Consider the following 18430-nt stretch of genomic DNA (forward strand, 5'->3'; position numbering starts at 1 on the left):
GGGAAGTTTTCCCGTAATTTGCGCCATGCCAGGAATATCCCTCATTACAATTGGAAATGAGCTTCTTCGTGGGCGGATCGTCAATACAAACGCAACAGAAGCTGCCAAAATCCTCAGAAAATATGGATTCTCCCTGAATCGGGTACTCAGCATATCTGATACGAGAGAAGCGATTCTACAAGCAGTCGAACAGGAGCTGCTCGAGCATGAGATCGTGATTCTGTCAGGAGGATTAGGCCCTACACGAGATGATATTACCAAACATACCCTGCTCGAATGGAGCAATAGCGAATGGGTATGGGATCCCGGGACCCTGGCGTTTTTGGAGAAAAGATATGAAAGACGCAAAAGAGCTTTTACAGAGCTTACCCGTCTTCAGGCTCGAGTGCCCTCAGCCTGTGAAGTGATCCACAATCCCAATGGTACAGCACCCGGTATGATGTTCAGACATAAAGGCCGTATGCTATTCTCTTTCCCCGGAGTACCTTTTGAGATGTTGTACCTATTGGAGCATGGGGCTGTACCAAAGATCAGAGAAGCTTTTCCTGCTTCTTTTTACAAAAGTGGGCTAATCCGTGTTGCAGATATCGCCGAATCAGCAGTGGCAGAAAGGTTGGATGAATTAGAGCGGGCATTTCCCGCTGGAATGTCTTTAGCCTACTTGCCCCGGCATGATGGGCTTTGGCTGGAATTGAGTATCCAAAGGCCGGCAGCGGAGGAAACTCTGGCTCAGCAAATCCTGGAGGATGAATTGAAGAAGATGACGGATATTATGCAGGACAAAGTGTATGCTAAAGGAGACCATCCGATCACAGAGGAGATGAGAAGGCTATTTACACAAAATAATTTGACCCTGGCAGTAGCCGAAAGTTTGACCGGAGGTAATGTTTCAGCCAAACTTGTAGAGGTCTCTGGAGCCTCAAATTACTACAAAGGATCTGTAACAGCTTATGCTGTGAGCGCAAAAGAAAAAATTTTAGGACTTCCATCGGAGCTTATCGAAAAATATGGCGTAGTTTCTGCGGAAGTAGCGAAAGAAATGGCTATTGGGGTCAGGAAACTCTTACAAACAGATATTGGATTAGGAACTACTGGTTTCGCTGAAGACAATGGCGAAGTCAAGGCACATGCATTTCTGGGATTTGCAGACCAGAGACATGCCGACTCGAAAGAAGTAAGACTCGTGTACGATCGCAAGGTAAATATAGAACGCTGTTCAAATTATCTGATCCAATGGTGTTTGAAAAAAGTAAGAGAGACTTTGGACTAAGACCCCAAATTTGCATTTTTGTAAGGACTCGTTAACACAAACAGAATGGCAAAATTCGAATTGAGTATGCCCAAGATGGGCGAAAGCATTATTGAAGCAACCATCCTTAGCTGGACCAAGGAAGTAGGTGATATGGTTGAACTAGATGAAACCATATTGGAAATCGCGACAGATAAAGTTGACTCTGAGGTCCCTTCTCCAGTCGAGGGGAAGCTAATCCAACAACTATATAAAGAAGGAGATGTTGTTCCGGTGGGAGCAGTTATAGCCATTATTGCGGCAGGAGGAGAGGAAGAAGAGGAAGTGAGCACTCCCGTTGAAGCGGAAGAAGAAGAGGCTCCGTCTAACGGCAAGGCCCATGAAGCAGAAACAGAAGAAAGCCTGGCTGCCCGGGAAGTTCCTTTTGTGCCTTCTACTGAACCGGTTTTGGAAAAAGTCGGAACTGCAATTCCCGAAAATCGCTTTTATTCTCCCCTTGTGCTGAACATTGCTAAGAAAGAGGGAATGAGTATGACCGAACTGGAAGGCCTGGCGGGAAGTGGAAGAGGAGGACGAGTCACCAAAAAAGATATTCTGGCCTATGTTAATAGGAGAAACTATGAAGGGGTAAGCGAAGAAAGTGCAAAAGAAGCAGATGTATTTCAAATGCGTCCGGACAAAAGTGCAAAGCCTGAAGAAAAAGTGATCACTTCAACAGTCGTGCAGGAAAACGATATGGAGGATATTGTGAACCGCATCATTTCCGAACCACAAGTGGAGGCCGTGCCAGAGATCATGAATAAGATCGGCAATATAGAGGAGGAGCCGAAAGTAGAAAGCGTGGAAAAGAAGCAGGTGGCAAAACCGAAAGCTCCTGAAGCGCCGGCCAAAGTAATGCCTCCCGGTAATTATGAAATTGTGGAGATGGATCGCATGCGCAAGTTGATCGCCAAAAACATGCTGGCTTCAACCCAGACTTCTGCACATGTAACCTCTTATGTTGAAGCCGACGTTACCCATATCGTCCAATGGAGAAATCGGGTGAAAGCAGATTTTCAATCCCAATATGGAGAGAAACTCACCTTTACCCCCATTTTTGTACAGGCTGTAATCAAGGCTCTGCGTGAGCATCCTATGCTCAATAGTTCTGTTCACGAAGATCAAATCCTTGTCAAAAAAGATATCAATATCGGCATCGCAGTAGCCCTGCCAACAGATAATCTCATTGTACCGGTTATCAAGCATGCAGATCGACTGAATCTCGCCGGCCTGACAGCTACGATCAATGACCTGGCCCAGAGAGCCAGGAATAACAAACTTAAGCCCGAGGATCTCGAAGGCGGCACCTATACCTTATCCAATGTAGGAACCTTTGGGAATGTCATGGGAACCCCCATCATTATGCAGCCTCAGGTAGCCATACTTGCTACAGGAGCGATCCGAAAGATCCCAGCTGTGGTAGAAACCCCAACGGGAGATGTAATCGCCATCCGTCAGAAGATGTTTATGTCTCATTCTTATGATCATCGCATCATAGATGGAGCTTTGGGAGGTCGCTTTGTGAAAAGAGTAGCTGACATCCTGGAAGCCTGGGATTTGGATCAAAATATCTAAGAAGATTTATATCAATAAAAAAGCGGCATTGAATCTTCAATGCCGCTTTTTTTGTAGAAATATTTTTTATTCCATCAAGGCTACCTTCACTACAGAAAACACCTTGCCGCGATTCTGCATATAGACCATCAAAGCTTCTTTGCTATTGATCTGCTGACAGAAACGGGGAAAAAATTCATTGCTTTCACTGTATTCGCGGAAGAGAGCTTGTCTGTCTGATACTTCCCCCTCAATTCCGATGGTATTGTAATAGACATTGAAGCGATTCCGATTAGGACGATATTCGTAGAATATGTGTGTACCCGAACTGCTAAAGGCATTGAAATATGACAGATTGCTGGGGTCCTCAGAGATTTGATTCTTGTCTACAATGGAGTGCCATTCGATCTCTCCTTCTCCCGAAATACTCGTCAGGATCACTTCCTCAAAATGAAAGAAGTCCCGGTCTACCCAATATCCATAGATATCCCGATAGGTTTGAGAAGTAACAAAGAATTTCTCCGCGATTAACAAAATCCCTCCATCCGATCTCAGGACGATACCGTCTTGCGAGTCCAGTCTGAAGTTTCTCAACTCTCCGCCTTTTTTTACTTTTCCTCTGGAGAGGAAATTTCGTAAGAAACTTTCATCAAAACGCTCATGGGCATTGATCAGCAAATCTCCATCAATGGAAATTTTCTGCATAACCGTACCCGCGATTTGCTCTGAATTTCTATTTGAGTAAAATCCGGCGACATACATATTTTCATCCCGATCCAGTCTGAAAGCCAAATCAGTGATAAAACGGTCTTCCAATTCAATGGGAAATTCTGCTCCCTCTTCTGTATCCAGATCGTAGCGATAAATGAGGTATTTGGACGCTTCGGAATCCCGAATATTGTTGTTTCGAACAAACTGTCCCAGAACAAAGATATTTCCACTATTACTCACCCGTAGGCTGCGCATGCGGAATCGATTGTCTGGATAGCGGATGGTGAATTCTCCATTCTGAACCAATTCTCCTTCATCATCAAAAATGTAGTACAAAATCTCCTCAGCCTCTCGGTTGTTCTGGAGATTTTTGAAGGCCATAAGCTTCCGCTTATTGGGCGAAAGGATATACTGAAGGTCTACTTTGTGTTCGCGCTTGTTGGGGTTGATGGCAAGGATTCTTTCCTCTTCCAGCAATTCCCCATCCATATCATAAGAATAATAATAGGTCTTGATGATCCCGTCTTTGGGAACAAATTCAGAAACGAAGACAAAGATGTAAGGTCCTATTACGGTAACGAAGTCTACATTCTTTCTTCCGTTTTGCTCTAAGACTTTTTGAGTCCATTCCTTCTCCAGATTATCATCGTATTTCGTGATACCTAGAAAACGACTGGATACATTACTTGTAGGGCCCAGGGTAACCAGACCTCCATCGATTGGAGAATATTCAAAGAAATCTGGTTTGGGGTCTTTACGTTTTAGGTCGAGTCTGGCTTCTATATTTTGTCCAAAGCCCAGATTTAACTGACCCAGGATGAGGAATATGACTAAATAAACAGCTCGGTATTGCATAGATTATAATACTTGATTGCTTTTCAGGATTTTCACTGATCGAATAAGCCTGAACACCCCATACGTAATCAAAACTAGCCCCACCAGGTAATTGAACTGGTCGGGATGGTCTTTGAAATATGTAAATTCAAAACTGAATATGTCACGAGGTGCTGGAAATAAGCGTTTGATTGCAATGAAAAGCCCTGATCCAATAAAAAAGATACTCATAAAGAGTCCTAAGTATCCAACGATTTTTTGCATAGCGGGGTTCCTGTATTTTTTAGTTCTTTCTTTTGTTTTGAATATTCGTGTTCGCTTAGGGTAAAGCTGTGTCCGAGAAATTAGCAATAGGAAGGCTTAATCCCTAATTAGCATTTGTGAAAACTTTTACATTTTGGCACAATAGGTCAAAATTCATAGAAAAGAAACAAAATTCATAGAATTCTGTGCTATATTTATTTAACAACTGCTCTCGGATTATAGCTTTTTTTATTTGAGAAAAGAACGTCTATGAAACAGATATGGCTCATACTTGGAGTTATTCTCTGTACCTTTAATGTATCAGCGCAAGATGTTTTTACGCAGACTTTCGGTGGTAAACAAAACGAACATGGGATCGATATTGTTGAGACCCGGGACAATGCCTATCTATGTCTGGGGACCACTGATTCCTATGGTAAAGGGAAAAATGATATCTGTGTATTCAAACTGGATGCTTCCGGTCGGGTAATCTGGAGGAAAGTGCTGGGAGGAACCTATCACGATCGCGCCAATGATTTACTCGAAACCCGTGACGGTAATTATGTAATTGCCGGATACACCAAAAATGAAGACAGTGGGCACAATGATGCCTGGGTCTTTTCTCTCAACCGACACGGAGAATTGATGTGGTCTCATACCTATGGAGGGAATAAAGAGGATCACGCAAGAGCTATTACCCAAACTTCTGATGGGGGCTTTCTCCTGGCTGGTTTTTCTGAATCCTATACCAAAGGCTCCAGAGATATCTGGGTGATCCGACTCAATGCAGTGGGAGAAATGCTTTGGCAAAACAATTATGGTGGAAAAGGAGCTGAGGAAGCCTATGATGTCGTCCAGACCCGCGATGAAGGCTTTATTATTGGGGGATATCAACGCTATGACAGAGAGCAATTGAAAGCCGATATGTTGCTGGTCAAGATAGATCGCAATGGGAAGGGGATCTGGCGAAAATCATTTAAGGCAAAAGGAAATGATGTGATAGAAAAGGTAGTTGAGACAAATGGAGGGGATTATTTGGCTGCTGGTTGGGCCTATTCAACAAACAACAAAAGCCTGGATGGGAAATTGTTGAAAGTGAGCCCTGGTGGAAGACTAATATGGGAAAAATATTACGGAGGTGCCGGTAAGGATGCGATCTATGACATAGAGGAAAGCATTGATGGAGATTATGTGATGGTAGGCCAAACAGCTTCCTACAGTAATTCAGATGATGCCTGGTTGCTTAAAATCAGTTCTCAGGGACAAATCAGGTGGCAAAAAAGCAGCAGTGGAAAGAAAGATGATTATGCCCATGCGGTAGCAGCTACCCGCGATAGAGGCTTTGCCCTAATCGGAGGAACCAAAAGCTACAGCAAAGGAGGAAGAGATCTGCTTGTTTTCAAAACGGATGCAAAGGGCAATTTCAGCCAGGGCAGTTCACTTATTGCCCAAAACCTGCCGGGAGGAGAAAAAACGCCTGAATTTGATGATGAAAATAATTCCTCCAAACCCAACCTCTATGTGTTGGCCGTTGGAGTTTCTCGCTATGAAGATCAGACGGTCAGTCTGAAATATGCGCATACGGATGCCAGCGCTATGGCGGATCAGTTTGCTCGCCAGCAAGGCAAAGTCTTCAACAGAGTCCAGGTGCGCAAACTCATGAACAAACAGGCTACCCTGGTAAATATCCAATCCGGAATTTCCTGGCTGGAAGAGAAAGCTGGACCTAAAGACATGATTCTGATGTTCATTTCGGCACATGGAGCTTTGGATGATAAAGGAAGTTTATACATTCTCCCTACAGATTTTGAAGCGAGCAACCTTTTCGCAACAGCTCTCAATATCCAGGACCTGACCGAAGGAGTAGGAGGGAGCCTGAGTAAAAAAATGATCTTCCTCGATGCTTGTCATAGTGGGCAGTCCGCCTATGACCTGCTCGAATTTGCCAATATCAATTCCTTCAACCTCAATGCAGCTGTCGAGGATATGGTAAAGCAGGAGTCCGGTTTGAGTGTGATGACTTCTTCCAGTGGAAAAGAGTTTTCCTATGAAAATCCAAAATGGGGACATGGTGCCTTCACCAAAGCTTTATTGGAAGGATTTAGAGGGGCCGCGGACTTCAATAAAAATGAGGTAATAAGTCTGGGCGAATTGAACCTTTATGTGATGGAGCGGGTTAAAGAATTGACCTCCGGTAGACAACATCCATATATGCCCATCAATCTCTTTGGGAACATACCGCTTTTCAGACTAGAATAGGAAAAGCTTGATGCTGAGGGTTTTTATACCAATATTGTGAATTAAGCCCCTGGCATATGCCCAAGATCAGCGCCGATTACATGTATCATCCCCCACAGGGATTATTGAGAAATCATTTTCTGGAAGTAGACGATCAGGGCAAAATATTGCGCCTTGAAAAAGAGGATGGAGACCAGGATATTATCCGCTACAGGGGGATCCTTTGCCCCGGGTTTATCAATGCCCATTGTCATTTGGAACTCTCCTTTATGAAAAAACATATTCCGCAGGGCCTGGGGATGACAGGTTTCATCGGAGAGATATTTGCCAAGAGATTCAGTTTTACCGATGCAGAACAACTAAATGCAATTGATGGAGAGATGGAGAAGGTTTGGGCAAAAGGTACTGTAGGGATAGGGGATATTTGCAATACCCTCAACAGCCTACCGGCTAAACTGAAACATAAGTATTTATTTACCTATAGCTTCATTGAGTTGTTGGGCCTCGATCCTATGCGGGTTGAGGCAGAGATGAATAAAGGCCAAGATCTGATCACAGATTTTGAAACAGAAGGTCTGAAAGCATCCATTAGTCCCCATGCACCTTACTCCATGAGTTCTGAATTGATTCGGGAGATCTCCCGTCAACATCCCGAAAGAATGTCTCTGCATTTGCTGGAATCTCAGGAAGAGCGCGAACTCTTTGAAGAGGGGAGGGGAGCCTTTGTTGATTTCTATCGAAAAGTAAACTTGCCCTATTCCGGTTTTGGAACCAATAGCGCACTTAGGCATGTGATTCAGGAAATATCAACAGATCAGGCCATTCTCTTTGTGCACAATACCGAAATCACAGAAGAAGAACTAGATCAGATTTTGAGCTATTTCCCGCATGCAAGTTTTTGCTTGTGCCCTCGTTCCAATTACTACATACACAAGCGCTATCCCGATATTAGAAAGTTTGAGCAAATGACAGAAAGGATTTGCCTAGGGACCGATAGCCTCGCAAGTAATCATGACCTCGATGTTTTTGAGGAGGCCAAATGTGTGCATAAACTGGAGCCAGATATTCCCCTTGAAAAAATTTTAGGTTGGTTGACCTATCAGGGGGCAAAGGCAATTGGAATCCAGGATCAATTGGGAAGTTTTAAACTGGGCTCCAAACCAGGTGTTAACCTTATCCAGAATTTGGATATGGAAAGTCTGCGTTTGCTCGATAGCAGTAAAACGGAAAAACTTTTTTAGGAATTTGAGGAATTCAAGTGCTTTCTTCTAAGTGAGATAATATTATTTTTGTACATGGGCAGACGAAAAAAGAAGCAAGCATATTCCGGCATCATAGAGATCGATGACAAGCTCATCAGCGCCGATATTACCGATGAACTTTTTGCTTGCGATATAGCCAAATGCAAGGGTGCATGTTGCGTGGAAGGAGACCTGGGAGCTCCCTTGGAAAAGGAGGAGCTACAAATCATGGATGAAATCTATGAAACTGTAGAACCCTATATGCGAGCTGAAGGGAAGAAGGCGGTTAAGGCGCAAGGGACCTATGTCAGGGATTTTACGGGCAATTTTTCTACAACCCTGATTGAAGGGAAAGAATGTGCCTATGTAACCTTTAAAAATGGGATTGCCTTATGTGCGATCGAACAGGCTTTCAATGATGGTAAGCTGGACTTTCAAAAGCCTATATCCTGCCATTTGTATCCCATAAGAATCAGTAGCTTTAAAGAAGTTGACAGACTCAATTATGATCGTTGGGACATCTGTTCTGCTGCCTGCAATAAAGGGGAAAGAGAAGGGATTCCCGTATATAAATTTGTAAAGAATGCCCTCATCCGAAAATACGGGGAGGAATTTTATGAAGTATTGGCTGCAATAGCGAAACGACGGGAAGAGGAAGAGATATAAAATTGCCTCAAAAGGCTCTCAAATTCTTTTATCTTTGAGCTATGATAAAATTGAAAGCGCCATTGATTCTGGGCAGCCAATCTCCCAGACGGCAACAACTACTCGAGGAAATCGGACTGGATTTTGAAGTGATCGTAAGACCTGTAAATGAATATGCACCTGCTGAAATGCATCCTCGAGCAGTAGCAGTTATGATATCCGAAAATAAGGCGAAAGCCTTTGACGACCTTTCTCCTGAAAATATTATCGTTACCGCAGATACCATTGTGGCGCTTAATGGTGAAGTAATGGGAAAACCGAAAGATGAGAATGATGCCCGTGATATGTTACAAAAACTTTCAGGACGTTCGCATGAAGTGGTTTCAGGGGTAACGGTTTTCCACAAAGGAAAATTTAGCTCTTTTGCCGAATTGACAGAAGTGACTTTCCGCAAGCTATCCGATTATGAGATTGGCTACTATATTGAGCACTATGAAGCGATGGATAAGGCGGGATCTTATGGGATTCAGGATTGGATCGGTAAAATTGGGATTACGCGAATAGAAGGCGACTACTACAATGTAGTGGGCTTGCCTGTGTCTCGCCTCTACCAGGAGCTTTTACAATACGCCTAATGCTTTCCATTCACAAAGACGAGTATTTCATGCGACAGGCCTTCCTCTTGGCTGAGAGGGCCTTTGAGGAGGACGAAGTACCTATTGGTGCAGTTGTAGTTTCCAATTTTCAAATTATCGGAAAAGGCTACAACCAAACTGAGCGTTTGCAGGACCCTACTGCTCATGCCGAAATGCTGGCAATAACTGCGGCTTGCGATTTTCTACAAAGTAAATACCTTAGAGATTGCACGCTTTTCGTTACGGTTGAACCCTGCGTCATGTGCGCGGGGGCAATAAAATGGGCCCAGCTAAGCAGAATTGTTTATGCAGCTCGCGAAGAAAAGTCTGGATTTAGCAGACATCAACCCCTCTTGATTCATCCCAAAACCCAACTCTCTCAAGGAGTGATGGAATATGAATGTGCCGAATTGATGACAAAATTTTTCAAACAAAAAAGAGCCTGACCCTCCTAAAGGCGATCTGCTATTTTTTGCAAGTTTATTACGTTTCCGTATTATCACCCTTCCTTTCACGCTATTCAAGGGCTTTCCTAAACTAAACTCCGAACCAAATTGTCCATTCGCGCAAAATAGCTGGGCTGCCAAATATTTTTGGCCTAGTTTTAGATTAGTAGAAATAGGATGACCCTTTCAAAAACCCATGTCTCAATAGTAGACCCCATTTTAGACGAAGAGAATTAGAAGACCTGACCTAAAGGCAATAATTCTCTCAGCTCAAAGTAAGGAAATGATATCCGATAGGAAGGAAATAATAAATCAAGAGCAGACAGAAGTGCTCACGCAACGGAAGATCGTATTGCCAGTAATATTATTGGCTATGATCTTACTCCTGTTTACCGTGGGTATGTTGGTCTGGGTTCCTGCTCCTGTTTCCTATAAAAATGTCAGCCTCCAGGAACTCAATGCCCAAAAGGTAAAGTTCCTCACCGAAAAACAACAAATCCACCTCGTTTTTAAATACGAAGCACATACAGATACCATTCGGTCTCTGGAAGAGTATTATCAATACCTCAAAATGCAAACCCAGGAAAAGGGGATGAAGTTTGCAGAATTAGCTTCGGAAGAACACTTTTCTCCTTCGCCTTCAAAAAACAATTTAGTTAGTGCTGAAGAAAGTATGACAATTGCTGAGTTTTTTGCCAGCAATTCCTCTGCTGATGAAAGTATGATACCTGAAGGAAGTTTTCGGGGAGCAGATTTCCAGGATACGGATTTAGCCATAGAATATGATCAGCCACCTCTATTTCCAACAGGAAAAAGAGGGCTGGAAAAATATATCGCTCGAACCAAACGCACTCCTTATATAGCAAAGACCCGCAAAATAGAGGGTCAGGTAAACCTAAGATTTATTGTAAATGTTGATGGTAGCATTTCCGACATCCGCATTATGAAAGGGATGGGATACGGCTGTGATGAAGAGGCAATACGCATTGTAGAAGAAATGCCTGCCTGGATGCCAGCTACCAAAAAAAGTAAAGCTGTAGCAGTGTATGAAGCACTAAGCATTGAGTTCTAAGTACATATCGATATTTTATTGACGTAAACCTTACACGTCCCTCTCCTTTTGAATCCCTGATTTAAACAAGTCAAAGGGCACATACCTCCGTTCATACAGGATGTATTTTAAGTCTTCCCATTAAAGCCGTACTTAGTTTTGTTCGAAAAACTATTCGCGGCACCGTACCATTTGCGAAAAGTGGACAATTAATTAATTAAGTACTGGTTTTACCCTAAACGAATTACTGATTTTCTGGCTAATCTATAGCCTGTTTAGCAAGACGATCTATTTCCTTGGTCATATGAAAAAAGCAACAAATTCGCCCCATCGTATTGACGATTACTTGCAAAGAATTGAGGAACGGGAGAAGGCATCGCGGAGAAAAAAGATGATTGTACTAGGGCTCGGTTTAGTAGCTGCCTTGTCAGCTGGAGCGCTATATTTTATCCTGGGATCCAACAAAGAATTGAAAAAATATTCTATCCAGGAATTGAGTAAAGAAAAAGTTACAGAAATCTTTGATGAGGATGACTCCCGAATTGTTGTTGCCCACGCCTTGGGAACAGATACCATCCAGAACCTGAATGAATATCAGAGTTTGGTTGATCTGTTTGAAGGGAGTGAAATTCAACCTGCATTTTACCAAAGCTCTCAGGACGGGAGCAGTGAAGAAGATGGCTTCGATGAAGGCCCACAAGAAATCCTGCAGAAATTTTCGATAGATATATCCGGAAGCAGGGCAGAAGGAAATCAACTGATCTTCACCATTGAAGATTATGATCCGGATATCAATTACACCCTTTCATTCGGGACAGGATACAAAAGAAAGAATGTCGGTAGAGTTAGCCGCTATACCTATAACTCATTTGGTACCTATCGTTTACGTCTTTTGGCTAGCTCTCCGGATAGAGGAAGTAGTATCTATACCAAATCCATACGGATCTCCAGAACCCAAAAAGAAACGACACCCAAAGAGAATCGTGAGGTATTTGCAGAAAACAATGCTACACCTCCTGCAGAAAGTGAAACTTCTGTAGGCCAACCGCAAATCATTGATGGAGCAACCCGTGATATCAATGAAGAAGATCGGACAGAGGAAAATACAGCGGATGATGAACAAGAAACAGAAAATCTTTCAGGGATACAGGAAGCAGAAGAACCTGGGCCTGGAGAGGAAGATAATCCTCCGGTAGAGGAAAAAGAAGTAGCGGCCGAAAAACTGGAAGACAATATTACAGAGAGCAATACCTCTGTACCTGCCCCTTCTCCTGCCAATACTCTTTCCACTCCTTCTGTTCTTTTTAATGCGGACATTATGCCTGAATTTCCTGGGGGAAAGAATGGGTTGAAAAGATATTTTCGTAAAAACTATACCTATCCGCAAGCTGCAAGAGAGTCTGGAATTGAAGGAACAGTATTCATTCGCTTTGTAGTAAAAGAAGATGGTTCCATTTCAGATATAGCCGTATTGAAAGGTCTTGGTTTTGGTTGTGATGATGAGGCGATCCGTTTGGTGAGAAAAATGCCTAAATGGATTCCCGGTGAGCATGACGGCAAAAGAGTATCCGTTTACAAAACCATGCCGATTGGATTTAAACTATTTGAATAGATACACAATAGATTCATGTACTAAAACGGTAGCTTTCGCAATGAGAGCTGCCGTTTTGCTGTTAAGGATTTATCCTGCGTGCCAGGCATATGCTATTTTTTCTGTATGTTTATATAAAGATTTTCCCCTCAGTTTCTAACCTAAACTTATCTAAGAACCATGCGCAAGCACAGCTTTATGCTAATCCTCCTGCTGAGCTTTCTTTCAGCTTCCTTTTCCCAAAGTGAACTAGAACTTCTTAACAGCCAAAAAATAGATCCAGATAGATATGAAGATATAGAAGACAGTCCTTATCTGTTCAAAAATTGGTTAATCGGCAATGTTACGACCAATTCCGGGGAGATAATCAAAGAGGTATTTATCAACTACAATGGATACTCAAAAAATTTCGAGGTTAAAAAAGGAGATAGATTCATTGAGTTGGAGGATAAATTCTACATGCAAATTGAACTTGACCGAAAGAAAAATGGAGATAAATTTCCCAAGTATGCTGGAGAGAACCTCATTTTTCAACGCAGTTTGCATAAGCAGTTCAAAGAGAAATTTGTCCGCCTGGTTTATCGGGGAAAACAAGTAAGTGTTATTGAAAAATATCGAGTTACAGTTACTGAAAAGACTTTTCAGGATGTCGGTAGAACCATAACGAAAAAACGATTCATCGGCACCCGGGTCTACTATCTACTCAAAGATGGGGAACTCAAAAATTTCAGTATGAAAAGGTCTTCTGTGATCAAGAATTTTGGCCTGAAAAAAGAACTGGATCAATTTATGAGAAAGCAAAAGATCAACCTGGATAAAGATGAAGATATCAGCAAAGTATTTGCCTACTACGAAGAATTGCTGAGTTCACAGTAACAATCTCCTGATCTTAAATGTTCCCTTTTCATAGCTTTTGTTTGTACAGAGGCTGAATTGTATTTTTGAACAAATAATAGACCTATGCTACAAACCAAAGTCGCTGCTCTGGGCTACTACGTACCTGAGAATGTGATCACTAACGATGAGCTATCCACCCGAATGACTACTTCCGACGAATGGATACAAGAACGTTCGGGAATCAAAGAAAGAAGATATTTTACCCCTGGTAAGGATACCGTTTCTAATATGGGCGCCAATGCTGCTCGTATGGCTTGTGAAAGAGCCGGAATTACTCCAGAAGATATAGACTTTATCATTTTTGCCACCCTGAACCCGGATTATATGTTCCCTGGCTCAGGTGTACTACTGCAAAGAGACCTGGGATTGAGCGATAAAGGTATTCCTGCCCTGGATATCCGAAACCAGTGTTCCGGATTTATTTATGGATTGTCCATAGCGGATCAGTTTGTGAAAACCGGTATGTACAAAAATGTATTGCTGGTGGGATCCGAAATTCACTCCTCTGGACTGGACTTTTCAGATGAAGGCCGGGATGTTACCGTTTTGTTTGGCGATGGAGCAGGAGCAGCTATTCTACAACCAACTTCTGAAGAAGGTAAAGGAATTCTGACCACTCATCTTCATGCAGATGGGACACATGCTGAAAGGCTGGCAGTTTTGGCACCCAGTGGCCATAAAGAAAGACATGTGACCAAGGAGATGATAGACGATCGGTCTATTTATCCTACCATGAACGGGCGCTATGTATTCAAATTCGCTATTGAGAAATTTCCTGAGGTCATTCAGGAAGCCCTTAGTGCTACGGGATATGAAACAGGAGACATTGATATGTTCATTCCTCATCAGGCCAACCTTCGTATCGCTGAGGCCGTTCGGATGAAACTTGGGCTCGAACCCGAAAAGGTTCACAACAACATCATGAAGTACGGAAATACCACAGCAGCTTCTATTCCTATTGCTCTCAATGAAGCCTGGGAATTGGGTAAGGTAAAGGAAGGAGATCTGGTTTGTCTGGCTGCCTTTGGTAGTGGATTTACCTGGGCATCTGCCTTGATTCGCTGGTAAAAATATTTGCGATAATATAATCGATAGGGGTAGCTCATGAGCTGCCCCTTCCTTTTTGCAAAATTTCGTGCAAACAAAAGCGGCGTTCAGAGATGAACGCCGCTAACATTATGTGTTGGTTGTGCCACTCATTATACACACTAATCCCTTTCTACAGGAATTAAACTTATCTGCTGAATATTATTCAGGTCAGAGTAATCATATTGATAGAGGCCTTCTTCCGCAACCATGATCAGGATGTTGTTCAACGGAATTACATCGATCGCTGTGATATCCGGGAAATGGGCCAATTGACGCTCATTGAGTCTCAAAGGATCAGAAGCATCAAATATTTTCAAACCATCCGCACCATCACATAGAAAGAGGATATCATCTCTGAGTCCTAGGCCGTGTGGATTGGTGAAGGGAAATTCTGCCGCAATAAAAGCACTGCTGATCGGATTGATATCAATCACAAAGAGGCTGTTTGTGGCTGTATTGGAGCGGCAATCTCTTCCATCACGAATCGTTGAGAAGGCATATTCTTCTCCTACAACAACAGGATCACAACCTTGTACATGACTTACAGCAGTCAACCACTCGGGCTGCTCGGGATTGGCGATAGAGAATACCAGCATACCGGTTTGAGTTCCGATGTACAGGCGATCACCCTTTGGCCAGATCGTCTCTATATCCCATCCAATTCCCAATCGGTTTACTTCTCTGGGACTTGAAAGATCAGTGATGTCAAAGACAATCATATCGCTAAAGGTAACTGTGTAGAGGTGATTGCCTGTAATAGCGAATCTCGCAAAAGAACCTCCTACGCCGGTACTAAGTTCTGAGGCACCACTAGGGACGGTACTTTCCAGCTGAGAATTGGAAGCCAGGGCATCAACTCTCAAATCAACGGCCTGATTGAAGGTAAACATGTTTTGGGGAAGGATATTGAATCCTCTATTGCCACATTCATGAACCTCGGTAACTTCTTTCTCAATCCAATCAATGGCTATCCCTTTGTCCGGATCAGCCCAAAGGCCATTGTGCCAGGAGCCATAGGGAAAGACATTTTCCTGTCTGCCGAGGATGCTTACATTTTGGAGATTACTGATGTCCAGAGCTATCATATCGGTATAGGAATCCGCATAAAGGACATTTCCTCTGGCAGCGATATCTCTTGTACCCGGAATCGCGATGAAGGCGATGGGATTGGGATTTCTGGGATCATTATTGTCGATCACGTGAATCCCTTCGTTTAGCTCACTCATCAGGATAAAACTATCCTTGAAATAGATTTTGCTGGGATTCTTTACGGCGCGTGGTGCTTCACTTTTAACTCCGGCTCTGATTTCTTCAAAGCTTTTGTAAACGGGTTCATAAGTGAGGTAAGTAACAGTTTGCTCACATTGGTCCTGCACACAGCCATTAAATGCAATAGCTACGAGGAATAGCAGAGGTAGAAGTAAACTAGTTCGTTTGTTCATGTCAAATTTGTATAAAATGCTTCATGTGGAATAAAGCGATTGTACTCAGTAGAAATCAAAATCAGGTTCGCAGAAGAACGTGCTAAGCTTAGGTTTAGGCTTATTGTGCGGTTGTACTGATTTTCCCCTAAAACGGAAGCATGATGAAAACTGCTGCATGGAGCTGAAAAAAATTATAAAAAAGCTTCTCATCTCTATGTCAATATGTAATTTTGCTCCATGCAAATAGCAGAAAATCTGAAAGACATTCAGCAAAAGATAAAAAAGGCCGCATTAGATGCCGGCAGAAAGGGAGATAGTGTAAAACTTATAGCGGTTTCCAAAACCAAGCCGATGGAGTTGATTCATGCGGCATATGCAGAAGGGCAATTGGACTTTGGAGAAAATCGGGTGCAGGAATTGAGAGAGAAACATCCGGAACTGCCGGAGGCTCGCTGGCACATGATTGGGACTTTGCAAAGAAATAAAGTGAAGTACATCGCTCCTTTTATTCACCTTATCCATTCCGTCGATTCAAGGAGACTATTAGAAGAGATAGAAAAACAGGCAGCAAAAAATGAACGGACGATCTCTTGTCTGCTTCAGCTGAATATTTCGGATGAGGATGCGAAATCAGGAATGGATGAAGCTGAAGCAAAAGGCATTCTGGAGGACATCGATCAATTTCCACACATTCATATCAAAGGCCTCATGGGTATGGCTGCCTTTGTCTCAGATGAAGGAACCATCCGCAATCAATTTAGACGATTACGGATGGCTGCTGATACATTCGGAAATTTAACTCATAACCGCATCGATATGGAGGAACTCTCTATGGGCATGTCCGGAGACTTTGAAATTGCCATAGAAGAGGGCGCTACCATGGTGCGGGTAGGGAGTGCTGTGTTTGGTTCTCGATATTACCCCTGACTCATGTGCTCTTAAAAGAAATCCAGATCCATGTCCATATGGAGACTATCTTCAAAAGACTCCATTAACAGATCTTCCCCTACAAAAATTTCTTCTTCCATGGGTAGGTCGAAATTGAATGCTTTCATTTCGCCTGTTTCCATAAAATTTCTGAGTTGTGTACTAGCCTTTTTAGGCAGGTCCATTTTCATTCCATCAAGTTCCAGCAAGAAATTTCCCGTTTCTTCCTGTTCTTTTAAACTGATTTCCTGGAAACAATCCATATCATTTAGAGCAACTTCAATAGGTGTTATCCTTCCTTCGCTTAACTTCGCAGCCTTTATATGCTGTTTCGTAATGATCACTTTCATGATTACCGTTTTTTCTTCGTTCTGTTTGATGTCATAAATATCTCTGCCTCCCGCTTGTGTACCTAATGCTCTATTTCGTATTTCTTACAGGTAGTGGAAACTTGTAATATTCGGTTTATTTGTAAATCAAAATAATATACCAAGTGTATTAAGTGCGAGGCTAAAGGCTTCATTCAGAAGCTTTTGATAAAGCGAGCATCCGCTATCAACAACATAGGCCCTGGTAGAAAAAATGTGCCATTGTGGGGAGAAAGAAAGAAAATCACACATTTTTAACAGCTATTAAACCTCCAGGCTTGATTTTCCTCCATTCCAGGGAAGCTTTTCAGAAGGGATCAAGCGCACAAAAGCCCTCTTGCTTCCGTATATAACTTTGAGAGCTTAGGCTTTTCACGTAATTTTAAGATATGGAACTGGGAGTAGATCAAATTAGCCTGCTGATAATCGTCGCTAATCTTATTGTAACCTATAAAGGAGAAAGCGACCCTTCTTTTAAAAAGCAGTACCTCTTCAATGTAGAAGCCATTCTCGTACGGAAAGAATACATCCGTATGCTGAGTTCGGGTTTCCTGCATGGCGGCTGGTTTCACTTCCTGATCAATATGTACTGTCTCTATACCTTTTCGGGCCTCTTTCATTATGTTGGTTTCCCGGCCTGGTATTATCTGGTGATCTATTTTGGGAGTTTGATCGGGGGAAATGCGCTTTCCCTTTTCATCCACAGAAATAATGGCAGTTATAGTGCTCTGGGTGCCTCGGGAGCCGTGAGTGGAGTTGTATTCGCCAATATCGCTTTACAGCCATACGGGCAATTCTATCTCTTTTTCATTATCCCTATGGTGAGTTGGCTGGCAGGTATTCTCTTTGTAGCCTATTCTATTTATGGGATAAAGGCCAAAAATGATAATATCGGCCATGATGCGCATTTGGGGGGAGCTATCATTGGCCTCTTACTAATGTTGCTATATGTACCCGGCCTATTTGCGAAATATCCCATTATCATTTCCGCGCTCTTGTTCCCTGCCATGATCTTCCTCTATTTGATTGTAACCCGTCCGGAGATGCTTTTGATTCCCGGCTATTGGAAGAAGGAGGCCTCAAAGGTGAGTAGCAATTTTACCGTTAAAAAGGGAGGTAAAAAATCTTCCTCTAAATTTGCCAGCGTGGAAGATGAAATCAATCATTTGCTGGATAAAGGTTATGAAAACTTAAGCCCCACAGAGAAAAAACGACTCGAACAATTATCGCGCAGAACAGATGAATAAT

General features: G+C 42.7%; 16 protein-coding genes. 13 read left to right on the forward strand and 3 right to left on the reverse strand.

Translation table 11 applies throughout. The annotated features are described in order from the left end of the window. Nucleotides 1-25: 25 nt before the first annotated feature. Together R8P61_30705 and R8P61_30710 are read left to right on the forward strand one after the other, a co-directional pair. Nucleotides 26-1270, forward strand: coding sequence for a nicotinamide-nucleotide amidohydrolase family protein (locus R8P61_30705; GenBank protein MDW3651490.1), 1245 nt, complete (start codon nt 26-28; stop codon nt 1268-1270). A gap of 45 nt (nt 1271-1315) precedes the next feature. Next, nucleotides 1316-2863, forward strand: coding sequence for a dihydrolipoamide acetyltransferase family protein (locus R8P61_30710; GenBank protein MDW3651491.1), 1548 nt, complete (start codon nt 1316-1318; stop codon nt 2861-2863). A gap of 66 nt (nt 2864-2929) precedes the next feature. On the opposite strand, the gene R8P61_30715 is transcribed toward R8P61_30710, so the two are convergent. Further along, on the reverse strand, nt 2930-4408 hold the full coding sequence (locus R8P61_30715) for a hypothetical protein (protein ID MDW3651492.1): 1479 nt from the start codon (nt 4406-4408) through the stop codon (nt 2930-2932). A gap of 492 nt (nt 4409-4900) precedes the next feature. Here R8P61_30715 and R8P61_30720 point away from each other — a divergent pair, with 492 nt between their 5' ends. From R8P61_30720 to R8P61_30760, 9 genes are all read left to right on the forward strand, one after another. After that, nucleotides 4901-6889 carry a caspase family protein gene (locus R8P61_30720; protein ID MDW3651493.1) on the forward strand — a complete coding sequence of 663 codons (1989 nt, stop codon included), beginning with the start codon at nt 4901-4903 and terminating at the stop codon, nt 6887-6889. Nucleotides 6890-6945: 56 nt separating this feature from the next. Further along, on the forward strand, nt 6946-8109 hold the full coding sequence (locus R8P61_30725; GenBank protein ID MDW3651494.1) for an amidohydrolase family protein: 1164 nt from the start codon (nt 6946-6948) through the stop codon (nt 8107-8109). Nucleotides 8110-8163: 54 nt separating this feature from the next. Continuing rightward, entirely contained in the window at nt 8164-8775 is a 612-nt protein-coding gene (locus tag R8P61_30730) for a DUF3109 family protein (GenBank protein MDW3651495.1), read from the forward strand. A 41-nt stretch (nt 8776-8816) separates the two neighbouring features. Further along, nucleotides 8817-9389 carry a Maf family nucleotide pyrophosphatase gene (locus R8P61_30735; GenBank protein MDW3651496.1) on the forward strand — a complete coding sequence of 191 codons (573 nt, stop codon included), beginning with the start codon at nt 8817-8819 and terminating at the stop codon, nt 9387-9389. Then, complete coding sequence (locus tag R8P61_30740) at nt 9389-9835, forward strand: nucleoside deaminase (protein MDW3651497.1); 447 nt, start codon at nt 9389-9391, stop codon at nt 9833-9835. Before R8P61_30735 ends, R8P61_30740 begins: the two co-directional genes overlap by 1 nt. Nucleotides 9836-10208: 373 nt before the next feature. Further along, entirely contained in the window at nt 10209-10907 is a 699-nt protein-coding gene (locus R8P61_30745; GenBank protein MDW3651498.1) for an energy transducer TonB, read from the forward strand. 370 nt (nt 10908-11277) lie between these two features. Beyond that, the gene (locus R8P61_30750) at nt 11278-12498 is read left to right on the forward strand and encodes a TonB family protein (protein MDW3651499.1); all 1221 of its coding nucleotides are present in this window, start codon (nt 11278-11280) and stop codon (nt 12496-12498) included. Between the two features lie 159 nt (nt 12499-12657). Further along, a complete protein-coding gene (locus tag R8P61_30755; protein ID MDW3651500.1) occupies nt 12658-13353 on the forward strand; it encodes a hypothetical protein in 696 nt (231 codons plus the stop codon). 84 nt (nt 13354-13437) lie between these two features. Beyond that, on the forward strand, nt 13438-14442 hold the full coding sequence (locus tag R8P61_30760; protein ID MDW3651501.1) for a beta-ketoacyl-ACP synthase III: 1005 nt from the start codon (nt 13438-13440) through the stop codon (nt 14440-14442). 140 nt (nt 14443-14582) lie between these two features. Here the strand turns inward: R8P61_30760 and R8P61_30765 are convergent, their stop codons facing one another. After that, nucleotides 14583-15905 carry a hypothetical protein gene (locus R8P61_30765; GenBank protein ID MDW3651502.1) on the reverse strand — a complete coding sequence of 441 codons (1323 nt, stop codon included), beginning with the start codon at nt 15903-15905 and terminating at the stop codon, nt 14583-14585. Between the two features lie 219 nt (nt 15906-16124). Here R8P61_30765 and R8P61_30770 point away from each other — a divergent pair, with 219 nt between their 5' ends. Next, nucleotides 16125-16814 (forward strand): YggS family pyridoxal phosphate-dependent enzyme, encoded by a 690-nt coding sequence (locus R8P61_30770; GenBank protein ID MDW3651503.1) that lies wholly within the window; start codon nt 16125-16127, stop codon nt 16812-16814. A gap of 11 nt (nt 16815-16825) precedes the next feature. On the opposite strand, the gene R8P61_30775 is transcribed toward R8P61_30770, so the two are convergent. Then, a complete protein-coding gene (locus R8P61_30775) occupies nt 16826-17164 on the reverse strand; it encodes a hypothetical protein (protein ID MDW3651504.1) in 339 nt (112 codons plus the stop codon). Nucleotides 17165-17571: 407 nt separating this feature from the next. On the opposite strand from R8P61_30775, the gene R8P61_30780 reads away from it, so the two are divergent. Continuing rightward, nucleotides 17572-18429, forward strand: coding sequence for a rhomboid family intramembrane serine protease (locus R8P61_30780; GenBank protein ID MDW3651505.1), 858 nt, complete (start codon nt 17572-17574; stop codon nt 18427-18429). The last annotated feature ends 1 nt before the right edge of the window (nt 18430 follow it).

The organism is Bacteroidia bacterium, from assembly GCA_033391075.1.
GTDB lineage: Bacteria > Bacteroidota > Bacteroidia > J057 > J057 > JAWPMV01.